The sequence below is a fragment of the Kitasatospora sp. GAS1066B genome, assembly GCF_041262605.1.
Lineage (GTDB): Bacteria > Actinomycetota > Actinomycetes > Streptomycetales > Streptomycetaceae > Kitasatospora.
In genome coordinates this window covers 193,811-211,622 of record NZ_JBGCCO010000006.1, presented here as the reverse complement: position 1 = coordinate 211,622, position 17,812 = coordinate 193,811, and the positions used below count along the sequence as shown (strand labels likewise).

Genomic DNA, 17,812 nt, shown 5'->3' with positions numbered 1-17,812 from the left:
GCCCGCGGTCCGTCAAGGGGACGGCCACCTGGACGGCACCGCGCACGGGGGAGCAGTCAGCATGCCCATCCAGTCCCTGGAGCCCACCGACCCCGCCGCCGTCGGGCCCTACCGGCTGCTCGCCAGACTCGGCGCCGGCGGGATGGGCCGGGTCTACCTGGCCCGCTCGGCCGGCGGTCGGACGGTCGCGGTCAAGGTGGTGCGGGCCGAACTCGCCGAGGACCGCGAGTTCCGCGAGCGGTTCCGCCGCGAGGTGGCCGCCGCCCGCGCGGTCAGCGGGGCGCACACCGCGCCCGTGGTGGACGCCGACCAGGACGGCCCGTCGCCCTGGCTGGCCACCGCCTACGTCCTGGGGCCCTCGCTCACCGAAGCGGTGGCCGGGCACGGGCCGCTGCCGCTCGGCTCGGTCCGCGCGCTCGGCCTGGGCCTGGCCCGGGCGCTGGTCGCGATCCACCGGGCCGGGCTGATCCACCGTGACCTCAAGCCCTCCAACGTGCTGCTGGCCGCCGACGGCCCCCGGGTGATCGACTTCGGGATCGCCCGCGCCCTGGAGGGCGAGAAGCTGACCAGCACCGGCGTGGTGGTGGGCTCGCCCGGCTTCATGTGCCCCGAGCAGGTGGCCGGCGCCGCGCTGGGCCCGGCCGGGGACGTCTTCTCGCTCGGCTCGGTGCTGGTCTTCGCCGCCACCGGGGCCGGCCCCTTCGAGCAGACGGGCGAGGCCTCCTCCTCGGCCGCCGCGCTGCTCTACCGGGTGATCCATGACGAACCGTCACTGGACGCGCTGCCCGAGGAGTTGCTGCCCGCCATCGCGGCCTGCCTGGCCAAGGACCCCGCCGACCGGCCCACCCCCGAGGAGCTGGTCGAGCTGCTCGACGACGGCTCCACCACGTCCGGCCCCGGCTGGCTGCCGAGCGCCCTCGCCGCCGAGCTGGCCACCCACGCCGCCGCGGTCCTCGACCTGGACGCCCCGGCACCGCCCGCAGCCGCCGACCCGCGCCCGGCGGTGCCCCACCCGCCCACCGAGATCAGCGGGCCGGCGGCGGGCGCCACCGTGCGGCTGCTCGCGGGCGCCGCCGTCGCACCCGTCGAGCCCGCCGCGGTCGAGCCGGTCACCGCCCGCACGCCCGCCGCGTCCCGCCCCTCCCGGCGGCTCTTCCTGGCCGGTGGCGGCGCCGCGCTGCTGGTCGCCGGGGGCGCCGCCTGGGCGCTGCGCAGCGGCGGCGGCAAGCCCGCGCCCAAGCCTGCGCCGACCGCCTCCGGTCCCAGTGCCGAGCCGTCCACCACCCGCCGCCCCGGCGTCGCACCGGACCCGATCTGGACCCACCCGATCGCCGACGTGCTCAACGGGGCCACCCCGCTGGTGGCCGGGGACACGGTCTACCTGTTCGGGGTCGGCGGAGCGGCGGCGCTGGAGCTGACCAGTGGCCGACCCCGCTGGCAGTTGCCGAACGACTCCGAGGTCGGCGCCGCGGTGGCCGGCGGCGACCTGGTGTACTCCGGCGGCAACCTGGTCAAGGCGGACTCGCTGAGCGGCAACCCGGTCTGGACCTACGCCCCGAAGTCCGCCGCCGGCATGCAACTGCAGCCGGACACCGTGCTGGCCGCCGACGACCAGGCCGTCTACGCCCTGTGCAGGTACCAGCCGCTGGACGCCGGCGGCGATCCGGACCCGAGCGCCAAGACCGTGCCCGGCGTCTTCGCGCTCTCCGCCGCCGACGGCTCGGTCCTCTGGAGCCAGCAGCGCAAGCCCGACGCGACCACCGACGTCCTCGCGGTGCTGACCCGGGACCTGCTGATCTACACCGACTCGCTGCAGAACCTGGTCGCCCGCTCCCGCAAGGACGGCACGCAGCTCTGGTTCGCCACCACCGACTCCAAGGCCAGCTTCCAGCCGGCCACCGACGGGGACCGGGTCTACTGCTCCTCGACCGGGCACGGCGTCCAGGCCGTGGCCCTGGCGACCCAGGAGCAGGCCTGGGTGCAGCCCCCGCCGGCCGGCAGCCACGACCTCTGGTTCGCCCCGCCCGCGGTCTCCGGCGGCGTGGTCTACGCGGTGCTGGGCGGCATCACGATGACGCAGTACAACGCCACCCCCAGCGCCCCACCGGCCCTGATCGCCTATCAGGCGACGAGCGGTCAGGAGCTGTGGCGCTGCCCGCTGCCGTACGAGTGCTCGATGGACACCCCGCCGACCGTGGTCCAGCAGACCTGCTTCGTCTCCACCGACGACAACGGGATCTTCGCCGTGGACACCGGGACCCACAAGATCCGCTGGACCTTCCGCGCGGACGTGCCGGGCGGTGTCCCCTGGCAGTTCAGCACCGACGGCAAGACCTTGGTCGCCTCGCAGGGGACCAAGGTCTATGCACTGCCGCCGGTCTGAGGCACCCTCAGCCGGCCGACGACCCGAGGGGGACCGTCAGACGTTGACGCCGAAGTCCTGCGCGATCCCGCGCAGGCCCGAGGCGTAACCCTGCCCGATGGCGCGGAACTTCCACTCGGCGCCGCTGCGGTAGAGCTCGCCGAAGACCATCGCGGTCTCGGTGGAGGCGTCCTCGCTCAGGTCGTAGCGGGCGATCTCCTGGCCGCCCGCCTGGTTGACCACCCGGATGTAGGCGTTGCGGACCTGGCCGAAGTTCTGCAGCCGGGTCTCCGCCTCGTAGATCGAGACCGGGAAGACGATCTTCGCGATCGAACCGGGGACCGCGGTCAGGTTGACCTTGATCACCTCGTCGTCGCCCTCGCCCTCGCCGGTCAGGTTGTCGCCGGTGTGCTCCACCGAACCGTCCGGGCTCTTCAGGTTGTTGAAGAAGACGAAGTCGGCGTCCTTGGCGACCTTGCCCTGCTCGGTGCAGAGCAGCGCGCTCGCGTCCAGGTCGAACTCGGCACCGGTGGTGGTGCGCGCGTCCCAGCCCAGACCGACCAGGACGGCGGTCAGGCCCGGGGCCTCCTTGGTGAGCGAGACATTTCCGCCCTTGCTCAGGCTGACACCCACAGGTTCCTCCAAGATGCGGGAGGCACCAGGGCGGCGCCTCGGCGGTGTGGTCCGGAGCCCCCGGCTGACGGGGCCCACGCTCCAGCCAACGGCCCGATCGTAGTACCGGGTTCCCGCCCGCAACGCGAAGTGGCCCGGCGTGGCCCGAGATCCCCTGCCGGGGCTCCCGCCGCACACCGGGCCACGGGGGCCGCGCCGCAGGCTCAGAGCGCCGCGAGCACCTTCAGGTACTCCTGCTCGTCACGGGCGTCCGGCAGGCCGTTGACGACCTCCCAGCGCACCACGCCGGCCTTGTCGATGACGAAGGTGCCGCGCACCGCGCAGCCCTTCTCGGCGTCGAAGACGCCGTAGGCGGTGGAGACCGCACCGTGCGGCCAGAAGTCCGACAGCAGCGGGTACTCCAGACCCTCCTGCTCGGCGAAGACGCGCAGCGTGAAGGGCGAGTCGTTGGAGACCGCGAGGATCTGCACGTCCTCGTTCTGCAGGCGCGGCAGCTCCTTCTGGATCGCGCAGACCTCGCCGGTGCAGACACCGGTGAAGGCGAAGGGGTAGAAGACCAGGACGACGTTCTTCTCGCCCCGGAAGTCGGAAAGCTTGACCAGCTCGCCGTGCTGGTTCTTCAACTCGAAATCCGGAGCCTGGGTGCCGACCTCGATGGCCATGGTGAGACCTTTCTCAGCGGTGGGCGCGGCGCTCACCGTGCCCACGGGTTGCTTGGGCGGCGCAGCGGCCGACCGCGGCCTCATCCTCGCATCCGGGTCCGCGATTTCGGCCTAACGAGTGAGCGGGCAGGGCCCTTCGAGGAGGTTTGGGCACCGGTTTCGCCGCAAGCGAACACGTTCTTGGGCGGCAGCCACAAGCACGGCCGGCAAAGCAGCCGGACCCCGCTGGAGCTTCCTCCAACGGGGTCCGTGCAAGCGGAGCGGAAACGTCAGCGCCTGCCGGACTTCGCCGCCTTGGGCGTCGCCAACCGGGTGCCGGCCCAGTCCTTGGCCACGGCGATCGAGCTGGTCTGCGAGAGGCCGGCGGTCTGCGCCGCCTCGGCGACCTCGTGGGCCTCGACGTGGCCGTCGCGGCCCTTCTTGGGAGTCAGCAGCCAGATCAGACCGCCATCGGCCAGGTACTCCTGGGCGTCGACGAGGGCATCGGTCAGATCCCCGTCCTCCTCGCGGTGCCACAGCAGGACGGCGTCGGCGACGTCGTCGTAGTCCTCGTCGACGAGCTCCTCACCAGTGATCTCCTCGATTCCGTCGCGGAGGTCCTGATCGGTGTCATCGTCGTACCCGAGCTCCTGCACGATCTGGCCGGGCTCGAAGCCCAGCTTGAAGGCCGGGTTGTTGGACTTGTCCGCGGGGTCCGCGGTCGCGCTCACGGGAATAACCTCCAGTATTCGGCCTGGCGTCGATGCCAGGGCTGTGGCCGTAGTCCACACGGGCGCGGCGGTTCGCGCAAGTACCCGACCCCCGATCCCACCCAAAGGTTGACGTCTCGTAGCAAGACACGCCGACTGCTGTGCCAGGAATCACACCGATTTGCCCTTTTGCGGACCGTTCGCCCATGCTGCGGATGCCACTCGTCCATCGGCGGTCGAAGGCCCGCTCGTCCGGCCTGTTGCCCGCGATACGAACGGCATTCGAGACCAACACGATCACGGGCGTAGAGTCTCCTGTTGGCCCTCACCCCGACCGCCCGCCATCGGACGAGCGGGGCACCTGGAGCAGTCCAGGAAACCGGTCGGACCACCTCTTCGTAACACCCGGTGGCAATCGGTGACGGCGGCGACGCCCGATCCGTGCCCCACCTGACCGACGCGCCCATCAAGCGTGCCGGTTACCCATCGGTAGAGATGACGGATCTCCGAGTTGCGGTACACGATGGAGGCGGCGCGACACACCTCTAGTTTCGACCGACAGTGAAGGAACAGCGTGGCTTCCGGATCCGATCGCAACCCGATCATCATTGGCGGCCTTCCGAGTCAGGTCCCGGACTTCGATCCCGAGGAGACCGCGGAATGGCTGGAGTCGCTCGACGCGGCCATTGACGAGCGGGGGCGCGAGCGTGCTCGCTACCTGATGCTGCGGCTCATCGAGCGCGCCCGCGAGAAGCGTGTCGCCGTGCCCGAGATGCGCAGCACCGACTACGTCAACACCATCGCCACCAAGGACGAGCCCTTCTTCCCCGGCAACGAGGAGATCGAGCGCAAGGTCCTCAACGCGACCCGCTGGAACGCGGCCGTGATGGTCTCCCGGGCCCAGCGCCCGGGCATCGGTGTCGGTGGCCACATCGCCACCTTCGCCTCGTCGGCGTCGCTCTACGACGTCGGCTTCAACTACTTCTTCCGCGGCAAGGACGCCGACGGCGAGTCCGGCGACCAGATCTTCTTCCAGGGCCACGCCTCCCCCGGTATCTACGCGCGCGCGTTCCTGCTGGACCGACTGAGCGAGCAGCAGCTCGACGCGTTCCGCCAGGAGAAGTCCAAGGCCCCGTACGGCCTGTCCAGCTACCCGCACCCGCGGCTGATGCCGGACTTCTGGGAGTTCCCGACCGTCTCGATGGGCCTCGGCCCGCTCGGTGCGATCTACCAGGCCCGGATGAACCGTTACCTGGAGCACCGCGGCATCAAGGACACCTCCGCCTCGCACGTCTACGCCTTCCTCGGCGACGGCGAGATGGACGAGCCGGAGTCGCTGGGCCAGCTGTCGCTCGCCGCGCGCGAGGGCCTGGACAACCTGACCTTCGTGGTCAACTGCAACCTGCAGCGCCTGGACGGCCCGGTCCGCGGCAACGGCAAGATCATCCAGGAGCTGGAGTCGCAGTTCCGCGGCGCCGGCTGGAACGTGATCAAGCTGGTCTGGGACCGCAGCTGGGACCCGCTGCTGGCACAGGACCGCGACGGCGTCCTGGTCAACAAGCTGAACTCGACCCCGGACGGCCAGTTCCAGACCTACGCCACCGAGTCCGGCGCGTACATCCGCGAGAACTTCTTCGGTGGCGACCTGCGGCTGCGCGCGATGGTCGAGTCGATGACCGACCAGCAGATCCAGCACCTGGGTCGCGGCGGCCACGACCACAAGAAGGTCTACGCGGCGTTCAAGGCGGCCCGCGAGCACGTCGGCCAGCCGACCGTGATCCTCGCCCAGACCGTCAAGGGCTGGACGCTGGGCCCGAACTTCGAGGGCCGCAACGCGACGCACCAGATGAAGAAGCTGACGGTCGAGGACCTGAAGCGCTTCCGCGACCGCCTGCACCTGCCGATCACGGACAAGCAGCTCGACGAGGGCTACCCGCCCTACTACCACCCGGGCAAGGACTCCGAAGAGATCCAGTACATGCACGACCGCCGCAGCGAGCTGGGCGGCTACATGCCGACCCGCAAGGTGCGGCCGCGCAAGCTGGAACTCCCGGGCGACGACGCGTACAAGGCGGTCAAGAAGGGCTCCGGCCAGCAGACCATCGCCACCACGATGGCCTTCGTCCGGGTGCTCAAGGACCTGATGCGCGACAAGGGCATCGGCAACCGCTTCGTGCCGATCGCGCCGGACGAGTACCGCACCTTCGGCATGGACTCGCTCTTCCCGTCAGCGAAGATCTACAACCCGCTCGGCCAGACCTACGAGTCGGTCGACCGCGATCTGCTGCTCGCCTACAAGGAGTCGCCGAGCGGCCAGATGCTGCACGACGGCATCTCCGAGGCCGGCTGCACCGCCTCGCTGATCGCCGCCGGCTCGTCCTACGCCACCCACGGCGAGCCGCTGATCCCGGTCTACGTCTTCTACTCGATGTTCGGGTTCCAGCGCACCGGCGACCAGTTCTGGCAGATGGCCGACCAGTTGGCCCGCGGCTTCGTGATCGGCGCCACGGCGGGTCGCACCACGCTGACCGGTGAGGGCCTGCAGCACGCGGACGGCCACTCGCAGCTGCTCGCCTCGACCAACCCGGCCGTCGTCGCGTACGACCCGGCGTACGGTTTCGAGATCGCGCACATCATGCAGGACGGCCTCCGCCGGATGTACGGCTCCTCCGCCGAGCACCCGCACGGCGAGGACGTCTTCTACTACATGACGGTCTACAACGAGCCGATCCAGATGCCGGCCGAACCCGAGAACGTCGACGTCGAAGGCATCCTCAAGGGCGTCCACAAGTACCGTGCGGGCGAGGCGGGCCAGATCCCGGCGCAGATCCTCGCCTCCGGCGTGGCCGTGCCGTGGGCGCTGGAGGCCCAGCGGATCCTGGCCGAGGAGTGGAACGTCAAGGCCGACGTCTGGTCCGCGACCTCCTGGAACGAGCTGCGTCGCGACGCGGTGGAGGCCGAGGAGTTCAACCTGCTGCACCCGGAGGAGCCGCAGCGCGTCCCGTACGTGACGCAGAAGCTCTCCGGTGCCGAGGGTCCGTTCGTCGCGGTCTCCGACTGGATGCGTGCGGTGCCGGACCAGATCGCGCGCTGGGTGCCGGGTCAGTACCAGTCGCTGGGCGCCGACGGTTTCGGCTTCGCCGACACCCGTGGCGCGGCGCGCCGGTTCTTCCACATCGACGCGCAGTCGGTGGTCCTCGGCGTGCTGACCGAGCTGGCCAAGCAGGGCAAGATCGACCGCTCCGCGCTGAAGGAGGCGATCGACCGCTACCAGCTGCTGGACGTGGCCGCCGCCCACCCGGGCGCGGCCGGCGGCGACGCCTGAGGCTGACAGCCTGCTGACCGTCTGAGGTCAGTCCGAGGGCCGGGTTCCCCATCGGGGAGCCCGGCCCTCGGCGTACCGACGCCCCGCACGTCCGGCCCAGCTCCGGGTGCCCGCGGACCGGCGCGCGGTGATGATCGCCCCATGCACGACGACGAGATCCTCGACCGCGCCCGCTGGCTGCTGCGGGAGGTGCACCTCAGCCCCGCCGAGGCCGCCACCCGCCTGCTGGACTACTTCCCCGACCTGGAGCGCGAGGAGCGGGCGCGATACCTGCGCGAGGCGGCCGAGCGGCCTGCCGAGCACCCTGGTGAGCGGGTCAGGGAGCGGCCGGGGCACGCGGTCGGCGCGAGCTGATCCGAGGTGGCGCCCGGGCCCCGCCCGTCCCCACGAGCTCGTCACCACGCGGGCGCCACCGCGCCGAGATTATGTCAGCTGCTGACAACTGGCAATATGTGACTTATGGCGGCCCCTGGCGTGCGGCCCCCGGGCCGGTCGGCGCCCGCGCGCTATCGTGTCCGCATGGCCTCCCTCGCCGCCGTGCCGAACCCGGCGCCTCCCGGCGCCCCCACGGGCCTGCGCGAACGCAAGAAGCAACGCACCCGGGACGCCCTGGTGGACGCCGCGCACCGGCTCTTCCTCAGCCAGGGCTACGCCGCCACCACCGTGGACGAGATCGCCGCGGCGGTGGACGTCTCGCAGCGCACCTTCTTCCGCTACTTCGCCAACAAGGAGGAGGCCGCGCTCGCGGTGCTGGCCGATGCCGAGGAGTACTTCGTCGGCCGGCTGCGGGCCCGCCCCGCCGCGGAGAACCCGCTGACCGCGATGCGCGCGGCGATCTGCGAGTCCTGGCGCGACCTGAGCGCCGCACACGCGCACGGCGGGCGCGGGGTCACCGCGGCACTGGAGCTGCTCCAGCTGATCGAGTCCACCCCGACCCTGCTCGCCGCCCACCTGCGCCGCTCAGCCGACCAGGAGCGGCGGGTGGTCGAGATCCTGGCCGCCCGCGAGGGCCTGGATCCGGCCGTCGACCTGCGGCCGCGGCTGCTGGCGGCGGTCTTCGGCGCGGTGATCCGCTCCGCCCACCTGGCCTGGTCCGCCGAGCGGACCGACCCGGACAGCCAGGCCTCGCGGGACGACGGGCCGGAGGCCATGATCGCCCTGATCGAGCGTCATCTGGACCAGCTGGCACCGGCATTGACCGGCGACTGGCGCCGGTGACGAGACGACCCGGCACCGGTCACTGTGACCCAACCCACAGTTTGGACCGGCTCCACCGCTCCCCGGGACCTAATACGCTGGCCAACTGAACGTTGTCCGTGGTAGCACCCCCCAGGAGTTGACTAGATGCAGCGCAGGCGGCTGAAGCGCATCCTGATCGGCGCTTTCGCGGCCTGCGCGGTGCTGGCCGACGCCGGCGGCGCGGCTGCCACCGCGGCGGCCTCCAACGAGCAGGTGGCGATCACCAGCCCGCCGGCCGGCTCGGACGCCTGGGTGCGCGACCACTCGCTGGGCCGCCCGCTGCCCGACCCGGCCACCGCCACCGCGGCCACCGTGACGGCCTTCTTCGGCTCGCTCACCCCCGCCCAGCAGGACCGGCTGGCGCACGCCTACCCGCTGGTGGTGGGCAACCTGGACGGCGCCCCGCCGCGGCTGCGCTACCAGGCCAACGCGCTGGCCCTGGCCGCCGAGGTGGCCCGGGCCAAGGCGGTGGCGGCCGACCACAAGGTCGACCCCACCACCCACGCGCTCGCCGTCTCGCGGGCCAACGACTGCCAGGCCCTGCTGCGCCCCGGCCGGCAGATCCTGGCCTTCGACCCGCGCGGCCGCGGCCTGGTCACCGAGGTCTTCGGCGACCTGGCGAGCGCCCAGCGGGTCTCGGTGATCGTGCCCGGCTCGGACACCGACCTGGGCCACCACGACCGGGCGGACGACCCGCTGCGCTCCCCCGCCGGCATGGCCCGCGCGCTGCAGGCCGAGGAGCAGCACCAGGCCCCGAACGTGCGCACCGCGGTGATCGCCTGGACCGGCTACGTCACTCCCGTGGGCCTGGGCCCGGACGCGGTCACCTCGCGGCTGGCCGACGCCGGCGCGCCGCGGCTGGCCCGACTGCTCGACGGCCTGAAGCAGACCAGCGCGCCGGTCGCCCCGCCGACCCTGCTCTGCCACTCCTACGGCACGGTGGTCTGCGGCACCGTGGCGCCCGAACTGCACGGCGCGACCACCGACATGGTGGTGCTCGGCAGCCCCGGCATGGGCGTGCAGAACGCGGACGAGCTGGGCACCGGCGTCCACCTCTGGGCCACCCGCAACCCCAGCGACTGGATCGGCGACGTGCCCTACCTGCAGGTCGGGGGCCTGGGGCACGGGGCCGACCCGACCGCCGCGGACTTCGGCGCCGAGCAGATCTCCTCGGCCGGCGCCGCGGGGCACGTGGGCTACTTCGTCCCGGGCACCACCAGCCTGTACAACTTCGCGGCGATCGCGCTGGGCGACTACCAGGACGTGGTCTACCGGGCCGGCTGACGCCGGTTCACCTGGCGCCGGGTCAGCTGAGACCGATTCAGCTGGCGCCGGGTCAGAGGAACGGCCTGGCGTCCTCGGGCGGCCAGGTCCACTGCCGCTGAGGCCGGGCGTCCTCGGGCCGGGCGTCCTGCGGCGGCTCGGCGACGGCCTGGGTGGCCAGCGCCGCCGCCAGCCCGTCGATCGTCTCCCGGCGGGGCGTCAGGATCGCGACCGCGGAGCCGTCCGCGAAGTGCAGCCGGAACCGGGCCATGATCTGCAGCCGCGGCCGGCGTTCGACCCGCGTCACCAGCGCCCTGGGGGCCTGCCAGGCGACCCTGGCCACCGCCTGCGGGCCGGCCGCCGCACCGACGTAGGCGACCCGCCGGTCGGTGACCACCAGCACTTTGCGCACCTCCGGGATCCGCACCGGGAAGCCGGCGGCGACACTGCCCGCTCCCCCGGTCACCGACCCCAGGTGCGAGACCGCGTTGCCGATCTCGGCGGTCGGGCCGATCCCCACCCCCGAGGTCCCGGCCACCGGATAGGCCGAGGCCACATCCAGCAGCCGCTCCCCCGGGGCCAGCAGCGGGTCCAGCACGGATCGGTAGTGCTCCGTCAGCTTCTCGGTCACCGCAGCAGCGTACTGGCCTACTCGCGGGCGGTGGCCGTGAAGTTCATGTCCGGGTAGCGGGTGCCCGCGACCGCGTCGGCCAGCGCGTCCAGGACGCCGAGTTCGGTCCCGGTCAGGCGCAGCGTGGCGGCGGCCGTGTTCTCGGCCAGGCGGCTGCGCTTGCGGGTGCCGGGGATCGGCACCACCGTCAGCTTGTGCACCTCGGCGCGCTGGTGGACCCAGGCGAGCGCGATCTGGGCCGCCGTCGCCTCGCGCTCGGCCGCGATCCGCTGGATCGAGGCGACCAGCTCGGCGTTGGCGGCCGCGTTGTCGCCGGTGAAGCGCGGCTGGTGGCGACGGTAGTCGTCGGCCGCCAGCTCGGTGGCACTGGCGAAGCTGCCGGTCAGGAAGCCGCGGCCGAGCGGCGAGTAGGGCACGAAACCGACGCCCAGCTCGGCGGCCGCGCCGACCACGCTCTGCTCCACGTCACGGGAGAAGAGCGACCACTCCTGCTGCACGGCGGCGATCGGGTGGACCGCGTGCGCCTCGCGCAGCTCGGCGCCGGTCACCTCGGACAGGCCCAGGTGGCGCACCTTGCCGGCCTGGACCAGCTCGGCCATCGCGCCCACCGACTCGGCCAGCGGGACCTGCGGGTCGCGGCGGTGCATGTAGTAGAGGTCGATCACCTCGATGCCCAGGCGGCGCAGCGAGGCGTCCACCGCGCTGCGGATGTAGGCGGGGTCGTTGCGCACGCCGCGGTGGTGCGGGTCGTCGGCCTTGCGCTCGACGGCGAACTTGGTGGCCAGCACCACCCGGTCGCGGTTGGCCCGGACGAACGGGCCGATCAGCTCCTCGTTCTGGCCCGATCCGTAGATGTCGGCGGTGTCGAAGAGGGTGACCCCGGCCTCCAGCGCGGCGTCCAGCGTGGCCAGCGCCTCGGCGGTGTCGGTCGGACCGTAGAACTCGCTCATGCCCATGCAGCCCAGGCCCTGGACGCCGACGAGCGGGCCGTCGCTGCCGAGCCGGACGGTGGGGAGCTTGGACGAAGACTGGCTGGTGGTCATGTGTTCTGCTTCTTCCCTGAGTAGAGGTCGATCTTGCGGTCGAGCACCGCGAGCGTGGCGTGCAGGTCGGCGATCTTCTGCCGGACCTCGTCGCGATGGGCGACCAGCAGGTCACGCCGTCCTTCGACGGTGTGGTCGCCCGCCCGGACCAGCTCCACGTAGCGGAGCATGTCCGCCACCGGCATCCCGGTCAGGCGCAGCCGGCCGAGGAAGGCCAGCCGCTCCAGGTCGCGGTCGCTGTAGAGCCGGCGCCCGGCGTGCGAGCGGTCGATGGGGTCGAGCAGGCCGATCCGCTCGTACCAGCGCAGCGTGTGGGTGGTCAGCCCGGTGCGGGCGGACACCTCGCTGATGCTGTGGCGCAGCGTCCTGTCGGCGTGCGCGGCGGCGGGCTCGGTGGCCTGCTCGGCTGGTACGGCGCTCATGAGCGGTTCCCCCGGAGGTGGTGCGGCGTGACGGATACGACGCTATCGAGTTGGAGTGCACTCCAAGCAAGCACTGACCAGGGTCGCACTAGAGTTCCTGGCATGCAGAGCTTGCGGATGATCGAGGACTGGCCGGTCGGCACGGCGGCCGTGGCGGTGGTGCGGGGCGCGGACGGCGCGTTGCTGGGCGCGCACGGACCGCAGCACCACCGCTTCCAGCTGGCGTCGGTGACCAAACCGCTGACCGCCTACGCGGCGCTGGTCGCCGTCGAGGAGGGTGTCTTCGAGCTGGACGACCCGGCCGGCCCCGAGGGCTCGACGGTCCGTCACCTGCTCGCCCACACCTCGGGGCTGGCCTTCGACGACAACCGCCCGATGGCCCAGCCCGGCACCCGGCGGCTGTACTCCAACGCCGGGTTCCACGTGCTCGCCGAGACCCTGGCCAAGGCGGCCGGGATCCCGTTCGAGCGGTACGCGGCCGAGGCGGTCTTCCAACCGCTGGGCATGGCCGACACCACGATCGAGGCCGTGCACCGCAGCCCGGCCGGCGCGGGCGGCCTCTCCACCGCGGCCGACCTGGCCAGGTTCGCCGCCGAGCTGCAGGCCCCGCGGCTGCTGGACCCCTCGACGCTGGCCACCGCCACCCGCGAGGTGGCCTTCCCCGGCCTGACCGGGGTGCTGCCGGGTTACGGGCACCAGAAGCCCAACGACTGGGGCCTGGGCTTCGAGATCCGCGACCACAAGGCCCCGCACTGGACCGGCGCCACCAGCTCGCCGCAGACCTTCGGCCACTTCGGGCAGTCCGGCACGTTCCTGTGGGTGGACCCGCAGGCCGGCGTGGCCTGCGTGGCACTGGCCGACCGGGACTTCGGGCCGTGGGCGGCCGAGGCCTGGCCGGTCTTCACCGACGCGGTGCTGGCGGAGCTGCGCGGCTAGGTCCGAGTGCGGCTAGCCGAGCTTCAGGTCCGAGTGCAGCTCCCAGAGCAGCAGTTGGGCGCCGTCCGGACCGGCCACCGGGGCGGTGAAGGCCTCGCCGGTGATCCGCACGCTGTCCCCCGGTTCCAGCGAGCGGCCCACCCCGCGCGGGCCGGGGACGGTGCGGTAGCCGAGCGCGCCCGCGGTCAGGTGGGCGTAGCGGTAGGGGGCCTCGGGCAGGTCGGGGAGCAGCTGGCCGGGGTCGGCGGTGACCAGGTGGAGCGCGGCGTCCGAACGGCGCAGCCGCAGCGCCTCGGTGTCGGCGTCCCGTGGCAGCCCGGAGGCGAGCAGCGTCAATCCGTCGCCACCCGGCGTCACCCGGCGCAGCCCGTAGGCCGGCTCGGTGCCGAAGACGTCCGGCTGGAGCCACATCTGGACGAACCGGACCGGGACCTCGGCCCCGCCGACGTTGCGCTCGGTGTGGCTGACCCCGCGCCCGGCGCTCAGGTGCTGGACCATCCCGGGGCGCACCACGCCCGCGTGTCCGTCGCCGTCCCGGTGGGCCAGCGCGCCCTCCAGTACCCAGGTGAGGATCTCCACGTCCCGGTGCCCGTGCGCCTCGAAGCCGGCGCCCGGCGCCAGCGTCTCCTCGTTGCACGCCAGCAGCGGGCCGAAGTGCACGTTCTTCGGGTCGTAGTGCCCGGCGAAGGAGAAGGCGTGCCGGGTCTGCACGCCGGGCGCGGGCGCGGAGCGATAGCGTTCAGCGGTACGGCGCAGGTCGGCCCGGGGGCGCGCAGGGTCGGTCACCTGACCCACCGTAGCCGGTGTGACCGGGGCCACCGGCGCTCGGCCACGGGGGTGGGCGCGAAGCGGGCGCGCGGTGAGGCAGTCTTGTCCCTGTGCCAGCCCCCACAGCTCCGACCGCCGACGACCAGAACCAGCCCGCCAAGCGCCCCGTGAGACGGACCGCCGGCTCGGGCGCGACCGCCGTGGAACGCCGGCTCGCGGCCGAGCGCGCCGAACTGCGCGCCGCCACCCTCAAGCGGTTGGAGAAATCGGCCGGAAAGCTGGCCACCGCGGCCATCACGCGGATGGACGACCAGCTCGGCTGGTACCGCCGGATGCCGCCCGAGCACCGCTCCTGGATCGGCCTGGTCGCCCAGGCCGGTATCGCCGCCTTCACCGAGTGGTACCGCCACCCCGAGGCCCCGCAGGCGATCAGCACCGACGTCTTCGGCACCGCCCCGCGCGAGCTGACCCGGGCGATCACGCTGCGCCAGACCGTGGAGCTGATCCGCACCACCATCGAGGTGATGGAGGAGGCGATCCCGGAGGTCGCGGCGCCCGGCGACGAGGACGGGATGCGCGAGTCGGTGCTGGTCTACGCCCGCGAGATCGCCTTCGCCACCGCCCAGGTCTACGCCCAGGCGGCCGAGGCGCGCGGCGCCTGGGATGCCCGGCTCGAAGCCCTGGTGGTGAACTCCCTGCTCTCCGGCGACGCCGACGAGGGCGTGCTGTCGCGGGCCGCCGCGCTGGGGTGGGGGCAGCCCAGCCAGGTCCGGGTGGTGATGGGCAGCGCCCCGGACGGGGACAGCGAGGCGGTGGTGGAGGCGATCCGGCGGGCCGCCCGGTACGCGCGGCTGCACGTGCTCACCGGGGTGCTCGGCAAGCGCCTGGTGGTGGTGGTCGGCGGTGACAAGGAGCCGGTGCACGCCGCCCGGGCGCTGATCGGCCAGTTCGCGCCCGGCCCGGTGGTGGTCGGCCCGAGCGTCGGCGACCTGCTCTCGGCCACCCGCTCCGCGCACGCCGCGGCGGCCGGCCTGCGGGCCTGCGCGGCCTGGCCGGACGCGCCGCGGCCGGTGCTCGCCGACGATCTGCTGCCCGAGCGCGCGCTGGCGGGCGACCAGGTGGCACGCCGTCAGTTGGTGGAGGAGATCTACACACCGCTGGACGAGGCCGGCTCGGCACTGCTGGAAACGCTGAGTGTCTACCTGGAGCAGGCCTCCTCGCTGGAGGGCGCCGCTCGGATGCTCTTCGTCCACCCGAACACCGTGCGCTACCGGCTTCGTCGTGTGACTGACGTCACGGGCTATGCTCCCTCGGATGTGCGTTCGGCGTTCACGCTGCGCATCGCCCTGGCGCTGGGTCGGCTCGAGTCGACCGGGGACTGACTCAGACAGCCTGTAGAGACCCCACAATCCGAGGTCCTTTTCTTCGTTACCGTCGCCTACCCGCCCTCGGGCGCCTGGCGAGAGAGGGTTGAACCGTGCTCGTTATCGTCGCCCCTGGACAGGGTGCCCAGACTCCCGGCTTCCTCACCCCGTGGCTCGACGTACCCGGGGTGACCGAGCGGTTGACCGCATGGTCCGAAGTGGCAGGCCTCGACCTGGTCCACTACGGGACCAACGCCGACGCCGATGAGATCAAGGACACCGCCGTCGCCCAGCCGCTGCTGGTGGCAGCCGGTCTGGTGACCGCCGGTGCGCTCTTCCCGGACGAGGAGGTCGCCCGCAAGCTGATCGGCGCCGTCGCCGGACACAGCGTCGGCGAGATCACCGCGGCGACGCTCGCGGGCGTGCTGAGCGCCACCGACGCACTGACCTTCGTCGGCGAGCGCGGCCGGGCGATGGCCGCGGCCGCCGCGGTCACCGAGACCGGCATGACCGCGCTGCTCGGCGGCGACCCCGAGGAGGTCGCGGCCAAGCTGGCCGAGCACGGCCTGACCGCGGCGAACAACAACGGCGGCGGCCAGATCGTCGCGGCCGGCACGCTGGACCAGCTGGCGGCCCTCAAGGCCGACCCGCCGGCCCGGGCCAAGCTGGTCGCGCTGAAGGTGGCCGGCGCCTTCCACACCGAGCACATGGCCCCGGGCGTGGCCCGGCTGGCCGAGCTGGCGCCCACCCTGACCGTGGCCGACCCGGCCGTGGCCTACCTCTCGAACCGGGACGGCGAGGTCGTCGCCACCGGCACCGAGGTACTGGCCCGCCTGGTCAGCCAGGTCTCCAACCCGGTCCGCTGGGACCTGTGCATGGAGACCATCGAGCAGCTCGGCGCGACCTGCGTGATCGAGCTCTCGCCCGGCGGCACGCTGACCGGCCTGATCAAGCGCAACGTCAAGGGCGTCGCGACGCTGGCCCTGAAGACGCCGGCCGACCTGGAGAAGGCCGCCGCCCTGGTGGCGGAGCACGCCGGTGAGGAGAACGCCGCATGACATCGGTCCCGCAGATCCGTCCGGCCACGGGAGCCGCCTTCTCCCGCATCCGCGGCGTCGGTGGCTACCGCCCGGTCCGGGTGATCCCCAACGAAGAGGTGCTGACCTGGATCGACTCGTCCGACGAGTGGATCCGCACCCGCAGCGGCATCACCGAGCGCCGCTGGGCCGGCCCCGAGGAGACCGTCGCCGAGATGTCGGTGCAGGCCGCCGGCAAGGCGATCGCGCAGGCCGGCATCGACCCGGCCCAGATCGGCGGCGTGATCGTGGCCACCGTGACGCACCTCAAGCAGACGCCGGCCATCGCCACCGAGATCGCGCTGCGGCTGGGCTGCGGCACCGCCCCGGCCTTCGACATCTCGGCCGCCTGTGCCGGCTTCGGCTACGGGCTGAACCTGGCCGACGGCATGATCCGGGCCGGCAGCGCGGAGTACGTGCTGGTGATCGGCGTGGAGCGGCTCAGCGACCTCACCGACAAGCACGACCGCTCCACCTCGTTCATCTTCGGTGACGGCGCGGGCGCGGCCGTGGTCGGCCCCTCCGACACGCCTGGCATCGGCAAGGTCATCTGGGGTTCGGACGCCTCGCAGAAGGACGTCATCACCCAGACCGAGGCCTGGGACACCGCGTTCGCCAAGGCGGACGGGGTCAACGGCCTGACCGAGCACGCCGCCGAGGGCCCGAAGTGGCCGGCCCTGCGGATGGACGGCCAGCCGGTCTTCCGCTGGGCGGTGTGGGAGATGGCCAAGGTGGCCCAACAGGCGCTGGACGCCGCCGGGGTGACGGCGGACCAGCTCGGCGCCTTCATCCCGCACCAGGCCAACATGCGGATCACGGATGCCATGATCAAGGCCCTGAAGCTGCCGGAATCGGTGCCCGTCGCCCGCGACATCGCCGAGACCGGCAACACCTCGGCGGCCTCCATCCCGCTCGCCATGGAGCGGATGCTGGAGGGCGGCGAGGCCAAGAGCGGCGACCTGGCTCTGATCATCGGGTTCGGGGCGGGTCTGGTCTACGCCGCGGCAGTCGTTACCCTCCCATAGGCACACATAGCGCCTTACGTACCGTCAGTCGGCGTCGAGCATCCCGCGCGGCGTCACCTACCACTCCCAGAGGAGTAGCCAAGATGGCTAGCAAGGAAGAGGTCCTGGAAGGTCTCGCGGAGATCGTCAACGAGATCGCCGGGATCCCGACCGAGGACGTCGAGCTCGACAAGTCCTTCACCGACGACCTGGACGTCGACTCGCTCTCCATGGTCGAGGTCGTCGTCGCCGCCGAGGAGCGCTTCGAGGTCAAGATCCCGGACGACGAGGTCAAGAACCTCAAGACCGTCGGCGACGCGGTGGACTACATCCTCGCCAACGCCTGATCCCCTCCGGGTGGGGGCGGCCCCTTCCACGCCGCCCCCATCCGGAAC

At 72.4% G+C, this 17,812-nt stretch carries 17 protein-coding genes; 10 read left to right on the top strand and 7 right to left on the bottom strand.

The features are described from left to right. Nucleotides 1-61 precede the first annotated feature (61 nt). Nucleotides 62-2,383, top strand: a complete 2,322-nt coding sequence (locus tag ABH937_RS08825; protein WP_370217775.1) for a PQQ-binding-like beta-propeller repeat protein — start codon at nt 62-64, stop codon at nt 2,381-2,383. 36 nt (nt 2,384-2,419) lie between these two features. Here ABH937_RS08825 and ABH937_RS08820 read toward each other — a convergent pair whose 3' ends face one another. The 3 genes from ABH937_RS08820 to ABH937_RS08810 all read right to left on the bottom strand — a co-directional run bounded on the left by ABH937_RS08820 (nt 2,420) and on the right by ABH937_RS08810 (nt 4,367). Beyond that, entirely contained in the window at nt 2,420-2,995 is a 576-nt protein-coding gene (locus tag ABH937_RS08820) for a TerD family protein (RefSeq protein ID WP_280690264.1), read from the bottom strand. A gap of 203 nt (nt 2,996-3,198) precedes the next feature. Next, a complete protein-coding gene (locus ABH937_RS08815; RefSeq protein ID WP_280690265.1) occupies nt 3,199-3,657 on the bottom strand; it encodes a peroxiredoxin in 459 nt (152 codons plus the stop codon). Between the two features lie 269 nt (nt 3,658-3,926). Continuing rightward, entirely contained in the window at nt 3,927-4,367 is a 441-nt protein-coding gene (locus tag ABH937_RS08810) for a DUF3052 domain-containing protein (RefSeq protein ID WP_280690266.1), read from the bottom strand. 553 nt (nt 4,368-4,920) lie between these two features. Between ABH937_RS08810 and aceE the strand changes: the two genes are divergently transcribed. The 4 genes from aceE (at nt 4,921) to ABH937_RS08790 (ending at nt 10,194) form a co-directional block, all read left to right on the top strand. Continuing rightward, nucleotides 4,921-7,671, top strand: coding sequence for a pyruvate dehydrogenase (acetyl-transferring), homodimeric type (aceE, locus tag ABH937_RS08805; protein WP_280690267.1), 2,751 nt, complete (start codon nt 4,921-4,923; stop codon nt 7,669-7,671). Between the two features lie 141 nt (nt 7,672-7,812). Then, a complete protein-coding gene (locus ABH937_RS08800) occupies nt 7,813-8,025 on the top strand; it encodes a hypothetical protein (protein ID WP_370217774.1) in 213 nt (70 codons plus the stop codon). 165 nt (nt 8,026-8,190) lie between these two features. Further along, nucleotides 8,191-8,889 carry a TetR/AcrR family transcriptional regulator gene (locus ABH937_RS08795; RefSeq protein WP_280690269.1) on the top strand — a complete coding sequence of 233 codons (699 nt, stop codon included), beginning with the start codon at nt 8,191-8,193 and terminating at the stop codon, nt 8,887-8,889. A gap of 126 nt (nt 8,890-9,015) precedes the next feature. Continuing rightward, nucleotides 9,016-10,194 (top strand): alpha/beta hydrolase, encoded by a 1,179-nt coding sequence (locus ABH937_RS08790; RefSeq protein ID WP_370217772.1) that lies wholly within the window; start codon nt 9,016-9,018, stop codon nt 10,192-10,194. A gap of 52 nt (nt 10,195-10,246) precedes the next feature. Here the strand turns inward: ABH937_RS08790 and ABH937_RS08785 are convergent, their stop codons facing one another. Genes ABH937_RS08785 through ABH937_RS08775 form a run of 3 tightly spaced genes read right to left on the bottom strand, consistent with a single transcriptional unit; the run spans nt 10,247 to nt 12,269 of the window. Next, nucleotides 10,247-10,804, bottom strand: coding sequence for a hypothetical protein (locus ABH937_RS08785; protein WP_370217771.1), 558 nt, complete (start codon nt 10,802-10,804; stop codon nt 10,247-10,249). Nucleotides 10,805-10,821: 17 nt separating this feature from the next. Further along, complete coding sequence (locus ABH937_RS08780; protein WP_280690272.1) at nt 10,822-11,847, bottom strand: aldo/keto reductase; 1,026 nt, start codon at nt 11,845-11,847, stop codon at nt 10,822-10,824. Continuing rightward, complete coding sequence (locus ABH937_RS08775; protein WP_370217769.1) at nt 11,844-12,269, bottom strand: MerR family transcriptional regulator; 426 nt, start codon at nt 12,267-12,269, stop codon at nt 11,844-11,846. Before ABH937_RS08775 ends, ABH937_RS08780 begins: the two co-directional genes overlap by 4 nt. A gap of 102 nt (nt 12,270-12,371) precedes the next feature. On the opposite strand from ABH937_RS08775, the gene ABH937_RS08770 reads away from it, so the two are divergent. Continuing rightward, entirely contained in the window at nt 12,372-13,205 is an 834-nt protein-coding gene (locus tag ABH937_RS08770) for a serine hydrolase domain-containing protein (RefSeq protein WP_370217768.1), read from the top strand. Between the two features lie 12 nt (nt 13,206-13,217). Here the strand turns inward: ABH937_RS08770 and ABH937_RS08765 are convergent, their stop codons facing one another. Then, nucleotides 13,218-13,991 (bottom strand): pirin family protein, encoded by a 774-nt coding sequence (locus ABH937_RS08765; protein WP_280690275.1) that lies wholly within the window; start codon nt 13,989-13,991, stop codon nt 13,218-13,220. 182 nt (nt 13,992-14,173) lie between these two features. Between ABH937_RS08765 and ABH937_RS08760 the strand changes: the two genes are divergently transcribed. The 4 genes from ABH937_RS08760 to ABH937_RS08745 all read left to right on the top strand — a co-directional run bounded on the left by ABH937_RS08760 (nt 14,174) and on the right by ABH937_RS08745 (nt 17,764). Then, nucleotides 14,174-15,355 (top strand): helix-turn-helix domain-containing protein, encoded by a 1,182-nt coding sequence (locus ABH937_RS08760; protein WP_280690428.1) that lies wholly within the window; start codon nt 14,174-14,176, stop codon nt 15,353-15,355. Between the two features lie 95 nt (nt 15,356-15,450). Continuing rightward, a complete protein-coding gene (locus ABH937_RS08755; protein ID WP_280690276.1) occupies nt 15,451-16,395 on the top strand; it encodes an ACP S-malonyltransferase in 945 nt (314 codons plus the stop codon). Beyond that, nucleotides 16,392-17,438, top strand: a complete 1,047-nt coding sequence (locus tag ABH937_RS08750) for a beta-ketoacyl-ACP synthase III (protein WP_280690277.1) — start codon at nt 16,392-16,394, stop codon at nt 17,436-17,438. The genes ABH937_RS08755 and ABH937_RS08750 overlap by 4 nt, the downstream gene beginning before the upstream one ends. Nucleotides 17,439-17,521: 83 nt before the next feature. After that, nucleotides 17,522-17,764 carry an acyl carrier protein gene (locus ABH937_RS08745; RefSeq protein WP_280690278.1) on the top strand — a complete coding sequence of 81 codons (243 nt, stop codon included), beginning with the start codon at nt 17,522-17,524 and terminating at the stop codon, nt 17,762-17,764. Nucleotides 17,765-17,812 lie beyond the last annotated feature (48 nt).